This is a genomic window from Flavitalea antarctica (assembly GCF_054461535.1).
This window is the reverse complement of sequence record NZ_JBTLQG010000001.1, coordinates 447043-464851: the sequence shown is the minus strand read 5'-3', so window position 1 is coordinate 464851 and position 17809 is coordinate 447043. Positions and strand designations below refer to the sequence as shown.

At 44.5% G+C, this 17809-nt stretch carries 11 protein-coding genes; 3 read left to right on the top strand and 8 right to left on the bottom strand.

Features of this window, described 5'->3' with window-relative positions:
* Positions 1 to 18 precede the first annotated feature (18 nt).
* The 8 genes from ACX0G7_RS01540 to ACX0G7_RS01505 all read right to left on the bottom strand — a co-directional run bounded on the left by ACX0G7_RS01540 (position 19) and on the right by ACX0G7_RS01505 (position 11423).
* Positions 19 to 1482 (bottom strand): sugar ABC transporter ATP-binding protein, encoded by a 1464-nt coding sequence (locus ACX0G7_RS01540; protein WP_458921642.1) that lies wholly within the window; start codon positions 1480 to 1482, stop codon positions 19 to 21.
* Positions 1482 to 2498, bottom strand: coding sequence for a Gfo/Idh/MocA family protein (locus tag ACX0G7_RS01535; protein WP_458921641.1), 1017 nt, complete (start codon positions 2496 to 2498; stop codon positions 1482 to 1484). The genes ACX0G7_RS01540 and ACX0G7_RS01535 overlap by 1 nt, the downstream gene beginning before the upstream one ends.
* A 13-nt stretch (positions 2499 to 2511) precedes the next feature.
* Positions 2512 to 3867, bottom strand: a complete 1356-nt coding sequence (locus tag ACX0G7_RS01530; protein ID WP_458921640.1) for a glycoside hydrolase family 140 protein — start codon at positions 3865 to 3867, stop codon at positions 2512 to 2514.
* A 12-nt stretch (positions 3868 to 3879) separates the two neighbouring features.
* Positions 3880 to 4713: a phosphogluconate dehydrogenase C-terminal domain-containing protein gene (locus ACX0G7_RS01525; protein ID WP_458921639.1), complete on the bottom strand. Its 834-nt coding sequence runs from the start codon at positions 4711 to 4713 to the stop codon at positions 3880 to 3882.
* Positions 4710 to 5519 (bottom strand): sugar phosphate isomerase/epimerase family protein, encoded by an 810-nt coding sequence (locus tag ACX0G7_RS01520; protein ID WP_458921638.1) that lies wholly within the window; start codon positions 5517 to 5519, stop codon positions 4710 to 4712. The genes ACX0G7_RS01525 and ACX0G7_RS01520 overlap by 4 nt, the downstream gene beginning before the upstream one ends.
* A gap of 178 nt (positions 5520 to 5697) precedes the next feature.
* Positions 5698 to 9315, bottom strand: a complete 3618-nt coding sequence (locus ACX0G7_RS01515; RefSeq protein WP_458921637.1) for a VCBS repeat-containing protein — start codon at positions 9313 to 9315, stop codon at positions 5698 to 5700.
* Positions 9316 to 9336: 21 nt separating this feature from the next.
* A complete protein-coding gene (locus ACX0G7_RS01510) occupies positions 9337 to 10356 on the bottom strand; it encodes a GntR family transcriptional regulator (RefSeq protein ID WP_458921636.1) in 1020 nt (339 codons plus the stop codon).
* A gap of 65 nt (positions 10357 to 10421) precedes the next feature.
* A complete protein-coding gene (locus tag ACX0G7_RS01505) occupies positions 10422 to 11423 on the bottom strand; it encodes a LacI family DNA-binding transcriptional regulator (protein WP_458921792.1) in 1002 nt (333 codons plus the stop codon).
* Between the two features lie 52 nt (positions 11424 to 11475).
* Here ACX0G7_RS01505 and ACX0G7_RS01500 point away from each other — a divergent pair, with 52 nt between their 5' ends.
* The 3 genes from ACX0G7_RS01500 (at position 11476) to ACX0G7_RS01490 (ending at position 17803) form a co-directional block, all read left to right on the top strand.
* Positions 11476 to 14481: a glycosyl hydrolase gene (locus ACX0G7_RS01500; RefSeq protein WP_458921635.1), complete on the top strand. Its 3006-nt coding sequence runs from the start codon at positions 11476 to 11478 to the stop codon at positions 14479 to 14481.
* A 91-nt stretch (positions 14482 to 14572) separates the two neighbouring features.
* On the top strand, positions 14573 to 16744 hold the full coding sequence (locus ACX0G7_RS01495; RefSeq protein WP_458921634.1) for an outer membrane protein assembly factor BamB family protein: 2172 nt from the start codon (positions 14573 to 14575) through the stop codon (positions 16742 to 16744).
* A 15-nt stretch (positions 16745 to 16759) separates the two neighbouring features.
* The gene (locus ACX0G7_RS01490) at positions 16760 to 17803 is read left to right on the top strand and encodes a hypothetical protein (RefSeq protein WP_458921633.1); all 1044 of its coding nucleotides are present in this window, start codon (positions 16760 to 16762) and stop codon (positions 17801 to 17803) included.
* Positions 17804 to 17809: the final 6 nt, after the last annotated feature.

Sequence of the window (17809 nt, the reverse complement as noted above, 5' to 3'; positions counted from 1 at the left end):
AATGGTTAACCGGTCGCCTTAATTTTTATAACCCGACGCCAGTATTGTTATTTTCTCTTCTGTTGCTTCACTATGGTTTAATATACCGATTATTTTTCCTTTATGCATTACCGCGATACGATCACAGAGCAGAAGCAATTCCTTCAATTCACTGGAGATGAGTATTATGCTTTTGCCTTCCCTGGTAAGCTTTTTCAACTGGGGATAAATCTCTGATTTTGCTCCTGCATCAACACCATGAGTTGGCTCATTGATGATCAGGACCTCGGGTTTTAACGCGAGACATTTTGCCAGGACAACTTTCTGTTGATTACCGCCACTTAAGGTTCGCACTGGCTGGGTAACCATTGGAGACCGGACATTAAACTCATCACATAATATTCTGCTATTTCGGTTTATCTCACGCTCGTTATAAAATCCGCTTTGTAATTGGGCCGCAAAAATATTTTCGGCGACACTCATATTGTAGAATAAACTTTCTGTTTTTCGGTCCTCGGGCAGGTAAACGATTTTTTCTTTCAATGCCTCGGCGGGATGGTGAATATTCAACTGTCTACCATCCATTGTGATTGTACCACGGGTGTAAATTTCATAGCCAAAAATTGCTTTAGCCATAGCACTTCTCCCTGAACCCTCGAGGCCGGCAAATCCAAGTATTTCACCCCTGCGGAGCTGAAAACTGATGTTGCTGAATCCTTTGCCGGTAAGGTTTCTAACTTCCAGTTTTATATCGTTGCTGAAACATGATTCTTCGCTTCCGGCTTCAAGGTTTCTGCCTACCATCATCCTGATAATGTCCTGTGTCGGAACGGAACTATCAACTGTTCCTACCAGCTTTCCATCTTTCAGGACAGATATCTTCCGGGCTATTTCCCTGATTTCTTCCATCCGGTGAGAGATATAAATAATGCCGGTTCCTTTCTTTTTAAGATTGGCGATGATCCGAAACAATATTGCCGTTTCGCTATACGTAAGAGACGCAGTAGGTTCGTCAAGAATCAGCAGGGCCGGATCCTGTGCGATCGCCTTCGCAATCTCAACCATTCGTTTTTGTGCAACCGAAAGCCTGATCACCGGCATTTTTGGATCAAGATGAGATAAACCCAGGTCTGCAAGTAATAATGCCGTTCTGTTGTAAAGGCCGGTATAATTGATAAGTCCTGTTCCGGTTAGCGGCATGTTGACAGGAAAAATATTTTCGGCGATACTTAAAGCGTTTGCAAGGCTGCCTTCCTGGTAAACAATGGAAAGGCCCAGGCGCTGAGCGCTTAAGACGTTATCAATGGTCACTTGTTGATTGTGCCGGAAAATCTTTCCTTGATCGGGCTGAAGATTACCCATGATTATATTCATCAGGGTGCTTTTGCCGGCTCCATTTTCACCGCAAAGTACATGTACCTCCCCGGAATTGAAGTCAATGGAAACATCCTGCAGTGCTTTCACACCGCCAAAAAACTTTGATATGTTCCGGAGCTTCAGCATTAAAAGACAATAATTTGTTTTGTAGCAGCAGATTGATAACAGGACCAGACAAGCGACACTGTTCGCAGGTTATCTCTACCTGTTGTTTCACAGCCACCTCCCTGTAATCCTTTCAGTATATCTTTATTGCAATCGACAATACTCGAATGTATGACTGCATAGTCTGGATTGGCCCATGGATACATTACCGGTTTAATTGTACCGGATGTGGTGCCTGCTCTTGTTGAAACTTTTAGTTCGAAATCATTGGTGAGATTTATCGAGCCTTCCTCACCTTCAACTAAAATCAAAGTCTGTGGAAAAGCTTCTTTTTCGAGAACGGATGCATAACTCATTTCTGCGAAGCAATGTAAACCGTTTTCCATCTCCATTAACACGTTTGCCACATCTTCACCTTTTATCCGCGGGTTCACCCGCTGTGTAAGACAGGATAAAGCCTTCACCTCTCCGAAAAGAAACCGGCAGATATCAAGTATATGAGAGCCGATATCAGTAATAATAAAATGCTCCAGCCCGGCCAGGAAGGGCTGATTGTCAAACACGGGAAATGCAGAACAAAATGTTACCCTTGCCTTAAATGGTTTGCCGATCATCCCTGTATTCATCGCATCTTTCAGGGCTCTTACAGGAGCCTGCCAGCGGAAGTTCTCATGCACAAACAATTGAACGTTTTGCTGTCTGCAAATGTCGACCATCAACTCCGCATCTGCATATGAGGAAGCCAATGGTTTCTGACAAATTACATTTACTCCTTTTTCAGCGGCTATAATAGTTAAAGCTGCATGTGTATCCACATCAGTTATGATGTCTACAACGTCAAGCGTTTCATTTTCAAGCAAAACCCTGGCATCAGTGTACACCTTCGCAACATCAAATTTATTTGCGATTGCCTCAGCTGCCGAATGATTTTTATCGCAGACGGCCACCACTTCAATCCCCTGCAGTTCTTTCCAGGCTGCAAGCTGGTAATTTGCCCAAAATCCGGCTCCTATCACAGCAAAGCGAAGTGGTGTCAATGTTAATGTTTTATCAGGAACTTTTTTTAGCATCATCTATCACCAATACCCAGTCGTGGCCATAACCACTGGTAGGAGGGGTGAAGGTTTTTTCTCCATTATTCGGAAACTTCCCAATCATCTTTTCTTCCCCGTTTTTGGGATTGAACCAAAATGACGAGATCTCTGTGCCTGAAATTTTGCCCAGCTTCACCGTGATTGGCTTACCCTGCGTTGTATAAATGAATATGTAGTCTTTCCCTCTCGTTGCCTGTATGCGGTCGCCGGCGCTGAGTGCATCTGTAATAATGGTCTGGTCGGGCACCCGGTCAAGCATTGATCTTGATTCCATCAATCGTCTGAGATATTTCATTTGCCCCGCGCCGGGCAGATCCATTGCGACATACCATGGAATGCGTGCTCCGTTGATGGAGGTTCGGTTCGGTGCATACATCTGCCATACATCATGGCATCCATAGGTATGACCAAATGCTCCGGCGAACACGTCGATATAAGCGTGCTTCCTGACATCATATGCGCTTGAAATTCCCAGTTCTTTTGCATTGAAACATACGGGGTGATCTTCATACAAAGGCTCAGCGTCCAGCACGGGTTTTATTGGTTCCCGGTTGTACACAACCTGTATCCTGTCCCAAACGTTATTATCCCTGCAATGGCCGGTTTGAAGAACGTTCAGGTCGAGCCATTCGTCATTATGAAAATACTTCGAAGAGCCACCATCTTCAACCGCATTTGGCTGGGGATGGAATGTCATTATTGCTTTATCATTTCCTCCTACGCCCTCGGCAATTCCACCTGCCATGGCCCGCCAGATGGCTTTGGCCTTCTCGTCGGGTACCCGGTCACCGCCTAATACCCAAATAATATTCGTTTTATTCTTATAACGATTACCTATCCATTTGCCATAGCCCGCAGCGTTGCTGTTATTAAAAATTTCAGGTCCTTCTCCCCACCTGTCTTTAAATATTTTATCTCCCCAGGTTGGTAAAAGCGCAATGTATAATCCAAGCTCATTAGCCTTGTTGATGATATAATCGACATGTTGGAAATATGCTTCTCTTGGCTTGTTCGGGTCAAAGTCTTCAAGTGGTATTTCACCATAAGCATTTGGAACACGCAGCCCGTCCAGTTCTGCCAATGCGACTGCCTGGATCACTGTGAAGCCTTTCTCAGCGCGGTTCTTCAGGTAAAGATCAGCTTCTTCCCGCGACAGACGGTGAAACAGTTCCCAGGCAGTGTCACCCAGCCAGAAGAAAGGTTTACCCTCTTTGGTAACTAAAAATCGTTTGTTGTCGCTCACTCTGAGCTGCGCAAACGATGAATAAGTAATGGCAATCAGTGCACAAATTGATAGTAGTCTTTTTTGCATATAGAAGCTTCGTTATTTATTTGTAATGTCCCGGACCTGTCGTCTTATATCATCCATTTCAAAAATGCTTTGCCAGGTTTCTTTGAAAAGGATTGGCCTGGCTCTTTTGCTTATCTTATAAGCCGCATCTGAAAAGCTTCCATTTACTTCCTTGAATAATACGGCTATCTGTATACGTAAATGACCGAGAACAAAATCTCTTGCAGCAGCTTCCGGCACCCCGAGGGCAACGATCCTGTCGAATCCTTCTTTAACAACTTCCATGCAGGTCTGAGCCAGTGTTTCCACCATTGCGGGCTCCAGGATTGCCATCTGCTCCAGTGTAATTCTGTGGGTTTGTTTGATGGGCGCATACATATCCTGCGCGATCTTTTCACCCAATAAATATTGTTCTTCAGAGCCGTGCATCAGTGCCACAACGATCGATTGCCTGGCAGAGACTCCTCCATAAAAATCACGAAATATCTCTTCACTTGGTTCCCAGTTAAACACTGAAGGATGACAGGGGTGAGCAATTACATAACCGAGGTCGTCACGGTGATGTATAACGCCATCTAGAGGCGCAGCAGGATCAAGGGTCATAACAACAGCGCCCGGTTTCATTTTCGGGACAATGTGATCAGACACCTCACCAATGGTGACATCCGGTACCGCGAGGATTACAACGTCTGCGTCGGCGATCGAATCTTCTTCATTACTCACAACTACATTTCGTTGCTTAAGGTTTTGAAGACCTTTTTCACTGATCTCGAGATAGTGCAGCATGTATCCCGGACATTTCAGGAAGTTGTCGGTTAACCGGCATCCCATTTTACCACCGGCACCCACCAAAGCAATTTTTTTCATTTGATTAAAGTTTTGAGGTAATCAATGCTTTTGTCTGCCCACTCTTGTTCTTTTACTAAGGTTTCTTCTATCGTAGGTCCCGGGTCCGACCATACTTCTAATATAGCAGTTTTGCATCGCCCGTGACGGCTTACTTCTTTCAACAGCCAGGGAATGTCAAGCATCCCTTCACCGGCAATACAACCTTTTACTAAAAAACCCATCTTATGTTGTTTTCTTTCGATCCTGAAGTCCTTTACATGCAGGTTACCGGTATAGGGAGATAATATTTCAACAACTTCGTTTATACCCTCACCGGCGCCAAGTGAATTGGCAGTGTCGAGGCAAATGCCAACCCATTCAGGGTTGGTGCTTTCTACAATCCGCTTTAGTGCCTGCGACTTAAACCGATCATGATTTTCAATTAACAGTTGCACGTTTTCCTGTTGCAATGCAGGGATCAGGGTAATGATAATTTCTATGACCTCCGCTTCTGTCGGCTGGTATCCCAGATCATCGATCACTATTCTCAGGAAAGGTGAATCAATTATTTTCGCTATCGCGAGATACGTTCGGATATTCGGTACCGTTAAGCCCCGGGTGCCTGCCTGTAAATTTATCTTTAATTGATCCGCTGCCTGTTTGAGATTACTTAACTCCGCTGCTGGTAAACGATGCAAGGGATAATTATCGCCAAACTCAACATATTGAATACTTTTTCTTTGTGCAGCCAGCAAAAGATCCCTGAAAGTATAAGGTTTGGGAGGCGAAAATTCACCCACACTGAATGACCACGGATAACTATATGTGCTAATTCCCGGTTGCATGGCTGGGCACAGTCATAATTTTATTAGTGAACTTCAATGTCACGATGTTTATGATTTCCCTTTAACTAAGCTCATGGCTCAAGTTTAACTAAGCTTATTGCTCAAGTTAAGGTATGAATGTATTTAAACTGTGCTGTACCATCCCATTGATATACCAGGACGGAGGCGAACAGGTATCTTATTTTTTTATGACCGGACCAACTGGAATTGCAGAATCTATTGTTCTTGTATCACGGTCGCTGGTGATCTCGATCTTTTGCATGCTACTATTTGTTGACATGAACCTGGACGATTGTGATAAAAAGGAAGAACCCCAGTAAAATTCTTCTTTTCTTTTCTGACCATTTTTCAGATATATGATGGCATATTTATCGGTCGGCTGCAAACGGACCGCAGGCATTTTTTCTTTCGAACGAAAAACTTTAAGCGGCCCCCGGTTTTGGGTAGCCGCTAACAGGTAATTGCCTTTCGCATCTGCAAGTTTAACGAGCGCTTTTGCATCGCCCGGCACAAACAGACCGCTTTGAAGAATGGTCTGAGGTTGAAATCCACCTTTGCCATTTCCCAGCAAAATTAATCCGTTTAATGCATCGTAACGGCCGTTGGTTACCTCTGTACCATAATCGTTACCAACCAAGGCAAGGTCCGTATTTCCATCGTTGTTAAAATCATCCGTAACCATTCCATAAACTGGCGCGAACTGGGCCTCCTGGGGTAAAGCCTGCATTTCGAACTTACCTTTCCCTGCATTTCTCAGGTAACAGGTCTTCATATTACTGGCACTGAGCCTGAGCAAATCCTTTTTTTCGGCTGGCGAGAAAAGATCATCGAATGTGGCACCTGCAAAAGCCTTGTACGACAAATATTTTTTCTTCAGGCCTGGTAACTGGCTGTTGATATCATCTTTATTATGGACAGTATATTCTTTCAGCTCCTGTTGCTGATCCTTCAGATAAGTGGTGGTTATTGCGTCGATACTTCCATTGCCATCAAAGTCTTTCGAGTATATATTGACCGGATGTACCGGGCTGGCCTTATAAAAAGAGTTTTCTCCAAGATTACCAACAACGTAATCGATATCGCCGTCATTATCAAAATCGGCACCTGATATACTGTTCCACCAACCCAGTTCTGTTTGTATACCAGTAGTGTTCGTCATATCTTCAAAGCGACCCTTGTTGTTCTTAAGAAATTTCACCGGCATCCACTCTCCGGTTACCAGCAGGTCGGTCCAGCCGTCATTGTCATAGTCTGTCCAGATAGCATCACAGACCAAACCAATATTCAATAGAGGAGGAGCTACCTGGCTGGTGACATCCGTAAACCGGATAAGATTATTTTTCGAATCATTTCTATAGATAATGCTGCTTACCGGTAACGGATAACTCCCCGGCAAAACCCTGCCACCAATAAAAAGGTCAAGATCTCCGTCCTTGTCAAAATCAGCAGCCTTTACGCAACTTTTACTGGTAAAATTTTGGGGAATGGCGGTGGCATTGTAATTGAAATTTCCTTTGCCATCATTTACAAACAGGCGATCCTCATAATTTTTTGTGTTGGCCAGGTGCTCATTACTTCCGGCTGAAAGATACATATCCTGATCCCCATCGTTATCAGCATCGAACAATAGTATCCCCATATTTTCCGGTCTTCTCACATCACTACCTTCGAGGTAAGGCAGCAACCTTTCCCTGAACCTGCCATCAGTCTGCTGCAACAGCAACATCGGTTGTATATTGTTGTTGCCGCCAATGACCATGTCATCCAGGCCATTTCCGTCTATATCGCCTGCTGCGATCCCGGGTCCGTATTGCGAAAGCTTATGTGGCAACAAGCGCTCCTTGTCGAAGTCAATGGCATCGGCTTCTTCGTGACGGTAACGGATACCCGCAGCTGCCGTGATGTCGGAAAAAATATTGGTGGAAGCAATTGAATCTGAAGGTCTGAGCGTCAATGTTGCATTAGCTATACTGACTTTCAACACCTGGTTCACTTTGACATTTCTTAACAACTGAGTTTGGCCTTGTGGCCAGGTGATTATCACTGAATCAATGGACTTTATCGTATCCAGTCCAAAACATGCTACCTCTTCTACTGATGAAAGATAGCCGCGGTAAGGGGAATTTTCATGCACCTGCATTTTATCCCCGTAGAAGATCTTTGCTATAGCGCCTAATCCGTCCCGGTTTGTTTGCGTCCCTTCAAATTTTATCTTTAGATAATTGGCATAAGTGTGCTCTTTGTTATTCAGGGTATTTTCATACACCAGCGCGGTTTCATTGATGTTATTAATAACATAGTCAAGATCGCCATCATTATCAAGATCAACATACACTGCCCCGTTGGAAAAGGAGGGCTGATCCATGCCCCATTGGGTGGTGACATCCCGGAATTGCAGCTTTCCGGTATTTTGGAAAGTGTAGTTGGGAATACGGATCTGTGGTATCTCCGCTATCAGGTCCTTCCGGGAAACAAGTGTACCGGCCTTTTGTCTGAAGGCAGCAAAATCGTGATCGGTAACATCCCTGGGATATCCATTGGTAATAATTACATCCCGCAAACCATTGTTGTCGAAATCGGCCATCGAAACATTCCAGCTCCAGTCTGTTTGCGCAACACCTGCAAGAAAACCTACTTCGCTGAACACAGGGTCTCCGATGGAATCGTTGTTTGTGAGGGCCGGCCCCTGGTTAAGCTGCAGCGTGTTTCGCACATATTGGAGGTTATACTGACCAAACATCATACTCTGGTAAATATAATAGTTGTTGCTCCCCATGTTTTTTTTCTTGCGAAAATTATCTTCGGGATTCATATCGACTGCAAGTACATCCGGAAGACCATCATTATTAATATCTGCGATGTCGTTCCCCATTGCATTCCTTGAAGTATGTTTAAAATATGTTCCGGCCTTGTTGGAAAATGTACCGTTTTTATTGTTGATATATAACAGGTCGTTTGAAAAAAAATCATTGGTCACGTAAATGTCTTTCCATCCATCCATATTTATATCAGCTATCGAAATGCCGAGCCCGTAGCCACTTTCAAGGATATTAGCCTCCTTCGATACATCTGTATACACAGGATGTTTCAGCTCATTGTTATAATCATTGCGGTAGAGTTTGTCAACATCTGTAGTCGATTCGCCCGGGCCATTGTTTCCGAACTGGGTAGATGTTCGCCCTGCCATGCGGGTCGTAACCAGGTACATATCGAGATCACCGTCGTTATCATAGTCAAAAAAAGCAGCATGCACAGAATGACTGGTGTCGGCAAGATTATATTCTGCGGCCATTTCTTTGAAAACAGGGATTTTTTCCGTGTTCAGGCCCTGGTTGATATAAAGTAAGTTCCTTCGTTCGTCGGGGTTTGTTTTTATGGTAGTACATACGTATATATCCTTCCATCCATCATTGTTGATGTCGACTACGGAAGCCCCGTTCGCCCACCTGTCTTCCCCTGAAACCTTTGCCAGATCAGTAACGTCGCGAAATGAAAGGTTTCCCTGGTTCAGGTATAATTTGTTGCTGGCGATACTTGCAGTAAAGTAAAGATCAGGCAAGCCGTTGTTGTCAAAATCTCCAACTGCCACACCACCACCGTTGTATAAAAATTCGAGGTCGATCGGGTTGACAGTGTCATTTTCAACCACGCTGTTCATGAATTGAATTCCCGTTTCAGCAGGATCGGTCTTTCTGAAAAGCGTGTCAGCTTTTTGTTGGCAGCAGATCAATAGGGAAATTATGACAGCGGCGGAGGAAATATATATCAGGGGAACAGGACGAAAACGGTTGATCATAATGAAAATCAATTGGCGGAGTTACAGCGAGTTCCTTAAAATAAGATGAAAAGGATTTTTTATTTTTTCCTGCCTGTTTTCAAGGATCATCCTGGCCGCTGTTTCACCCATTTTGGCATGATCAGTAGAGATAACCGAAATGCCGTCTGAAAGGATTTCTTTCAGGGGCGTATCATTATAAGATACGATACCAACATCTTTTCCAAGCTTAAGATCTGCAGCCTGGCAATTTTTTATCAGGTTTACCAAATCAGTTTCTTCTATAACTATAAAGGCTTCCTTTTCTTTGATACAATCCTGGGGGTTGATCTCATTTATGATGCGGTGCTCGAAATTATGCTGAGTGCAAAAATTTCGGAAGCCAGTCACGATCTCGCAAGGATACCTCGTTGTTTTTGGAAACACAAGCGTCAGCATCCTGTATTTACGCAATGTAGCCAGACCGCTTTCGAGTGCTTCAGCAATATCATTTTTGAAATCCTGGTATACTGCGGAATATGCTCGCCTGGGCCCCGAGAGATCCTTATCCAGGACAAACAATTGCTCAGCCGGGATTTTTTCTATCATTTTATATGCTTCTTCAAGATCTTCATAAAAATGCGGCATGATAACATAGTAATCGTATTCACCAAGGCTCGATTCAACAATGTCACTGAACAATCGGGTATTTGAATGGTAAATTTTCAGATCAATGGTAGCCTTTTTACCAAATGTCTGGGAAAACGAATTAAATATGACCTTTTTGTAATTACTTATTTTATTAAAGAGAAGAAGTATGTGGTAAGGTTTAATAATATCTATCCTGTTTATGTAAAAGCCCTTACCCCTTATACCTTCAATAATTTTTTCTTTTTCGAGAAGATCATAAGCTTTCTGAACAGTGTCCCTTGACAAAAAAAATTCATTGCTTAATTCATTGATGGAGCAGATCCGATCTCCTTTCTTGTAACGTCCCTGTTTAATTGCTTTGGTGATAGAGTTTACAATCTGGAGATATTTCGGCGTTCGTCTGGAGGCGTCGATTTCAAAAATGGCTTGCATGGCAATAGTGTTTATCGGGAAACCGTTAGGACAATCGTTTGCGCAAAGTACAAAAAAGTCTTTGTCTACAAAATTTGAATTGACTGGCGGTGGATAATGCGTGGATTGAGCAGGATTCGTTCGGGATGGTTTACAGCCCCGGCATCATGCCCTTCAATTTGTTGGAGAAGCATTTTCACTGAGATCCTCGCCATTTCTGCGAGTGGTTGCTCGACACAGGTTACGGGCGGGTCAAGAAAATTAAGGTATTCCGAATCGTCAAATGTAACCAGCGAAACCTGGCCCGGGATACTGATTCCTTCTTCCCGGAGGGCCTTTATCGTGCCAAGCGCAATGGGGTTCGTGAATGCGAAGATCGCAGTCGGTTTGGTAGCGCGGCTCAATAATAGTTTCGTCTCAATGTATCCATTTTGGAGACTGAACCCTGTTCCCACACAATCGGGGATTAAACCAGCCTCTTCCATCGCTGCTTTGTAACCTCTTAACCTGGTGGTAACGGGCATCACATCGCGGGTTGCCTGGATACACGTAATCCGTTGGTGACCGGATTGTATCAGGTATTTTGTTATCTCGTAGGCACCCTGGTAGTTGTGAGATGATACATAGGGTATGCTACTGTCTTCAAAATACCGGTCAAAAAATACAACGGGAAGCCCTGAACGGTATAGGTTTTCAAATACTGCGGGCTTTCGTGAAGCAGGACTGATCAACAATCCGTCGATCCGGCGGTCAGCAAGCTGGGTCAGCATCTCTGCTTCAATTCTGTCATCTTCACCGCAATCTGAGATAATAACAGAATAACCCCTGGTGTGGAGTTCTGCCGTAATGTGTCCCGCTACATTAGCAAAAAATGGATTGGCCAGGCTGGGTATCAGCAATCCTATGTTATTTGTCTTTTTTAACCGAAAATGGACCGCCGCGAGGTTTGGCCGGTAGTTTAATTTCTGTGCGACTTTCAGCACCTGGTCCTCTGTCTCGGTGGAGATCCGGTATTTTTTGGAGAGGCCATTGAGAACCCTTGAAACGGTAGTCGTAGACACATTTGATGCTTTTGAAACATCGGCTATTGTCGGGTTATTTTTCAGTGTTGCGCAATTGATTGAGCAAATGTAGAAAAAAGTGATTTATTTACAGCATACTACAGCACATCAGACTGATGCGATTGTTTATCTTTTACACATGTATGCCTCTATCAGGATATTCTTTCTGCTGATGTTTGCTGTGGCCGGATCGCAGACGGCAAAGGGTCAGTCAACCCCATTGACGATTGCGGAATTAAGAAAAGGATTTTTTGATCCGCCCGTATCTGCAAGGCCACGTGCATTATGGCCGTGGGTTAATGGCAATGTAAGTTTATCCCAACTGACATTTGAAATGGAAGACGCAAAAAGGAAAGGTATGGGTGGATTTGACATCTGGGATATCGGCACCAGTATAAATCCCGGCAATATGGTTCCCGCAGGCCCGGCCTTTTTAAGTGATGAATCGGTGCAGGCGATCGCGTACACTATCAGGGAAGCAGATCGCCTTGGGCTCGAACTCGGTCTTACATTTTCAAGCAGCTGGAACGCGGGTGGGTCCTGGGTTAAGCCCGAACATGGTGCGATGGGGCTTTTCAGACGTGATACTATTGTATCGGGCCCGCTGGATTTCTCAGCATCGATTCCTTTTCCTTTTAGTCCTGCAACATATAACAAGCAGAAGAACCTTCTTTCGCTCGATACAAAAACCGGTTTGCCCACATATTACAGGGAGGTTGCTTTGCTTGCACATCCCCTGAACGACGACTCGGCGATAGGTTCATTGAATGAAGTTACCTTACTGGACACTGTTTATGATAATGGCACCTTAAGGTGGAAAGTACCCGCCGGTAAATGGAGGATCATCCGCTATGTTTGTGCCCCGACAGGACAACCACTCGCGATCCCCTCAACCAATTCACAGGGATTGATGCTTGATCATTTCAGTGCCGATGCACAGAGGGCCAACATGAAGTATATCTTCGACCGGCTCTTACCAGTCACCGGTTCCCTGAAAAACCGATCCTTAAAATATTTATACGCGGACAGCTACGAGGTAAACTCTGCGGTCTGGACCCCTTTTATGCCGGAAGAGTTTCAGAAGCGAAAAGGTTATAGCCTGTTAAGGTTTCTGCCATTGCTGGACGGGTTTACTTTATCGCCTGATACAACCAGTCGTTTTTTATCCGACTTCAGGAAAACACTTTCAGATCTTATCATTGACAATCATTACAAGCTCGGTAAAGAACTTTGCAGTGAACAAGGGCTTGGCTTTGTTGCAGAAGCAGGCGGGCCCGGGCAGCCCATTCACAACGTACCTTTTGAAGACCTGAAAGCTTTGGGTGCGCTGACTATTCCGCGGGGAGAATTCTGGAACAAACATCCGCAACTCGAATTACTTCAGATTGTAAAAGGAATTGCAAGTGCATCACATATTTACAACCAGAAATATGTGGAAGCTGAATCATTCACATCGGTGTGGCTCTGGCAGGAAGGTCCTGACGAATTAAAACCTTTAGCAGACAGGGCCATGTGCGAGGGTCTGAACCGGTTCGTTTATCACACTTTTCCGCACACTCCCCCGGAATCAGGTAATCCGGGCTGGGTATATAACTTCGGGACATTGATAAACACTACCAATGGATGGTGGCCGAAATCAAAAGGGTTTCATGAATACCTCGCCCGATGCAGTTACTTGTTGCAACAGGGCAACTTCATTGGCGATGTGGCTTACTATTATGGTGATGAAGCGCCCAACTTCGTTAAACCTTATAACATTGATTCGTCCCTGCGTTCCGGTTATGATTATGATGTTGTAAACAGCGATATACTGCTGAACAAAATGACCGTCAGGAACGGCAGGATTTATTTACCACATGGGCAGTTTTATGAAGTACTTGTTTTGCCTGAACACAGAACCATGAATGTACAGGTTGCAAAAAAACTCCGGCAGCTGGTAGCTGATGGTGCAACGGTGATTGGTCGCAGACCAGGTCAATCAAACAGTCTTAAAGATGCGTCTATGAATGATGCAACAATCCTTGACGTCAGTAAATCGTTGTGGGGTAAGGATGAAGCCGCAGGTGAAACCAGGTTTGGTAAAGGCAGGGTTGTATGGAATAAAACACCGGGAGAAGTTCTCCGCGCAAAGGGAATAAAACCTGATTTCAGTTATAAAACTGCAGGGGATAACCGTGCGCTGAATTATATCCACCGTCAATCCGGCGATGATCACATTTATTTCATCAGGAATACAAAACCGGAACCGGTTACAGCCTTTGTTACTACGAGAGTAAAAGGAATGACACCTGAATTATGGGACCCCGAAACTGGTGTTATTACCCCGATCACAGTTTATAACAAAGTCGGTGAATTTATAGAAATTCCATTGTCGTTTGCGGCTTATGGCTCATTGTTTATCGTTTTCTCTTCGCCAATTTTTCCGGCAAAGGCCACGTTGGATGAAACTATGCTAAATAACAATACCCGGATAATGCATACAAAAGCTGGTATGGCCATTGCAACGAACGGGAGTGTTACCGGTTCCGCCAATGGCAGGGCTTATGATAAACAAATCGTTCTCCCTGCGCCTGTTACCCTGGATGGCCCATGGGAATTGCATTTCAGCCGGACTGGTAATGCCCCTGCCAGGGATACAATGCCAGGGCTTGTTCCGCTCAACAAATCTTCAAAAGATGGTATCAGGTACTTTTCGGGAACTGTGGCTTATCATCATACCTTCTCGCTTGCGGATGATCAGCTTCGCGGCGGAATAAGAGTGCTGTTAACGCTCGGGAAAGTCAGGGAAATTGCAGAAGTTTTTCTGAATGGTCACAACGTTGGCCTGTTGTGGCACAGCCCTTTCCAGGTCGATATCACCAGCATGATTCAGCCTGGCAAAAATCATATGATCATTGAAGTTGTCAACACGATAAATAATGCATTGATCGGTGATGCAAGGTTATCCCCGGTCGATCGAAAATTTCAGTCAAACATAAGCAGGCTGCCTAATGCATGGAGCAAACTATTTGTAGAAGCGCCCTTACTGGACGCCGGTTTAATCGGGCCGGTAACAATACAGTTTGTTTCCACATTAAAACATTAATTATTGTGCAGTCTACACCAGCACGGTTACCATCGATGCCTGCGATATATTGAGTGATGGTATTAATCATAATTTCTCCTATCCTGGCAATATGAAACGAACAATTGTTTTTCATCCCGGGTTGATCATGGGACTGGTCATGTTAGTATATGGGTGTAAACCAGATAAACAATACAGCACCTGGACCCAATACAAAGGCTCCGCTGAAAACATCCATTACTCATCTCTTGTGCAGATTGATACTAACAATGTAAGTAAGTTGCAGGTTGCCTGGAAATATCATACCGGTGATGCAGATACAGCAAACGCTTCGCAGATTCAGTGCAATGCCATCATCGTTGATGGTGTTCTGTACGGAACATCACCGCAGATGAAATTATTTGCGGTTAAAGCAAATACCGGTAGGGAGCTATGGAAATTCAACCCGTTTGATACACTTGCAGGTGATAAGCGTGGATTTTTTATTCATAATAATTCCCGTGGTGTAACATATTGGAGCGATGATGCAAAAGATAAAAGGATTTATTATACCGCGGGCTCGTTTCTGTACTGTATTAACGCAGCATCCGGTGAGACCGTGAAGCAATTTGGTGACAGTGGCCGGATCGATCTTCACGACGGGCTCGGGCGCGATGTAAAGACATTGTTTGTTACCGCCACCTCACCCGGAATTATTTACAAAGATCTGCTTATAATGGGTACAAGGGTTCATGAAGGATCCGAAGCTGCACCAGGGCATATCCGGGCCTTTGATGTTCGTACCGGGATGCAAAAATGGATATTTCATACGATCCCGCAACCGGGCGAGAAAGGACATGATAGTTGGGAAGACCCTGATGCCTACAAAGTGATTGGGGGAGCGAATGCATGGGGAGGGATAAGTCTTGACACAAAAAGAGGTATCGCATTTGCAGGAACCGGTTCCGCTAACTATGATTTTTATGGTGGAATGCGCAAAGGGGACAACTTGTTTGCCAATAGTGTGCTCGCCCTGAACGCGGCGACTGGCAGATACATCTGGCATTTCCAATATATTCATCATGATGTGTGGGACAGGGACCTCCCGGCTCCACCTGTGCTCGTAACAATAAGTAAAGACGGAACCAGGAAAGACGCGGTAGCGATTACTACCAAAACCGGCAATGTGTTTGTTTTTGAAAGAGAAACCGGCAAACCTGTTTATGATATTGTTGAAAAACCTGTACCAACGAACACAGACCTAGTAGGCGAACAATTATCACCAACCCAGCCTTATCCCGTAAAGCCTCTGCCTTTTATGCGACAGGAGATCACCGGCGCGCATCTCAACCATTTACTTCCCGATTCGTCTTACCAGGAAGTGAAGGCACGCTGGGCGTCTTTAAGAAATGACCACATGTTTAATCCCCCATCTGTAAAAGGTACACTGGAATTTCCAGGGCTTGACGGAGGTGCAGAATGGGGTGGTCCATCTTACGATCCGCAGACCGGGATACTTTATATAAACTCAAACGAAGTGGCCTGGGTAGTGAAGGCGGTGGAAACCAACAATCAGAAAATAGCCAATGAGACGGTTGGACATGCAGGTAAACGACTATACCAGGTTAACTGCATGGTTTGTCATGGTGGGGACCGTCAGGGTTCAGCAAATTTTCCTCCATTACAAAAGATACGGGCGAAATATAATCCCGGATCGTTCGATACATTATTGATAACAGGAAGGCGAATGATGCCGGGATTCGGGCAGTTGAGTGCTGCGCAACGGAGCGCAATTGCATCGTTCATTCTTGGATCAAAGACCGAGGAAAAGAAATTATTTATTGATACTACTATCAAAAAAAATGACCGGTATTTTAAACTGCCATATACTATGTCCGGCATCAGCAAGTTTCTGTCACGTGAAGGATATCCTGCCATTGCACCGCCCTGGGGAACCCTTAATGCAATCGATCTGAATAACGGTGAATATGTCTGGAAAAAACCACTGGGACAGGAGCCGGGCTTTGAATCGGGCAAAATACAAACAGGAACCGAAAGTTATGGTGCTTCGGTAATAACAGCAGGTGGATTGGTTTTTATAGCGGCAACTAAAGATGGTATGTTCCGCGCATTTAATAAATCCGATGGCAGGTTATTGTGGGAGGTGAAATTGCCTGCGCCGGGTTTTGCAACACCATCCATTTATGAAGTTGATGGCAGGCAATATGTTGTTATTGCATGTGGTGGTGGTAAAATGAAAACCAGGTCCGGTGATAGCTATGTTGCATTTGCTTTACCGCAATAACTTAAAATAAATTTTATGCGCAGCGTTTTCAACCATCCCTGTCCGTTGTTCATTGTCGTCATGTGTTGTATCACAACTCTGGCGGGGAGCTCACAGCAGGCAAATCCCACCAAAACCGGCTTTAGCAAGGAAACAGGTGAATTCGGAATTATGTTGGAGCAGCTGGAACATAGAATGACGAACTACCAGGAAAAATGGGTTGCCGTACTTGGTGGCAGGAAACGCAATGTGTTTGTACCCTGGATAAGGGATCATGTTCATGTGATGAAAGCAATGAAGTACATTCATCCTGATATGATTTCCTTTCTCGAGTTTTACCTTGAAAATCAAACCGCAGAGGGCATCTATTTTGACTACTATTTCCCGATAAATGCCGGTGGTATCAATGACCGGATGAAACTTTTCAGTCCGCGCTACCGGAAAGTGTTTCCTGAAGACTCGATACAGATGCATCGCCTGCCCGTTGAAGCAGATCTTGAATACCTCGTGGTAGAGGGCGTGTATGCGGTATGGCAATCGACCGGCGATACTGCCTTTGTAAAAAAATGGTTACCGTCGCTGGTCAAAGGAATGAACTATTCTATGAGTGACCCTTTGAGATGGTCAAAAAAATATCAATTGGTCAAGCGTGGGTATACACTTGATACCTGGGATTTCATGCAGCTTCCGACAACGCGGGCGGAGTATACACGCAACGGCGGAAATATACAAAAGGGCATCTTCAATATCGATGAGAACACACCCATGGGAATTATGCATGGAGATAACAGTGGTATGTTTGTCGCATGTAATCAGCTAGCCGTTTTATATGCAGTTACCGGTGATACAACAGCTGCCCGAAAATGGAAAAACGAAGCGGACGGCTTTCAAAAAAGAACTAATAGTGTATGCTGGAACGGAAAATTCTATGCACACTTCGTCGAAGATGATCCCCAGCCGGCTTATTTGAAAATGGATCAGAAAAATACTTTAAGTCTTTCCAATCCCTATGATATCAACCGCGGCCTGCCGGATAATAAGATGGCGCAGTCTATTATCAAATCCTATAAAGATCTGTAGGAGAAC

Excerpts from the sequence above, each read along its gene's own strand:
- ACX0G7_RS01540 (WP_458921642.1), bottom strand. The coding sequence starts at position 1,482 with ATGCTGAAGCTCCGGAACATATCAAAGTTTTTTGGCGGTGTGAAAGCA.
- ACX0G7_RS01530 (WP_458921640.1), bottom strand. The coding sequence starts at position 3,867 with ATGCAAAAAAGACTACTATCAATTTGTGCACTGATTGCCATTACTTAT.
- ACX0G7_RS01525 (WP_458921639.1), bottom strand. The coding sequence starts at position 4,713 with ATGAAAAAAATTGCTTTGGTGGGTGCCGGTGGTAAAATGGGATGCCGG.
- ACX0G7_RS01520 (WP_458921638.1), bottom strand. The coding sequence starts at position 5,519 with ATGCAACCGGGAATTAGCACATATAGTTATCCGTGGTCATTCAGTGTG.
- ACX0G7_RS01515 (WP_458921637.1), bottom strand. The coding sequence starts at position 9,315 with ATGATCAACCGTTTTCGTCCTGTTCCCCTGATATATATTTCCTCCGCC.
- ACX0G7_RS01510 (WP_458921636.1), bottom strand. The coding sequence starts at position 10,356 with ATGCAAGCCATTTTTGAAATCGACGCCTCCAGACGAACGCCGAAATAT.
- ACX0G7_RS01495 (WP_458921634.1), top strand. The coding sequence starts at position 14,573 with ATGAAACGAACAATTGTTTTTCATCCCGGGTTGATCATGGGACTGGTC.
- ACX0G7_RS01490 (WP_458921633.1), top strand. The coding sequence starts at position 16,760 with ATGCGCAGCGTTTTCAACCATCCCTGTCCGTTGTTCATTGTCGTCATG.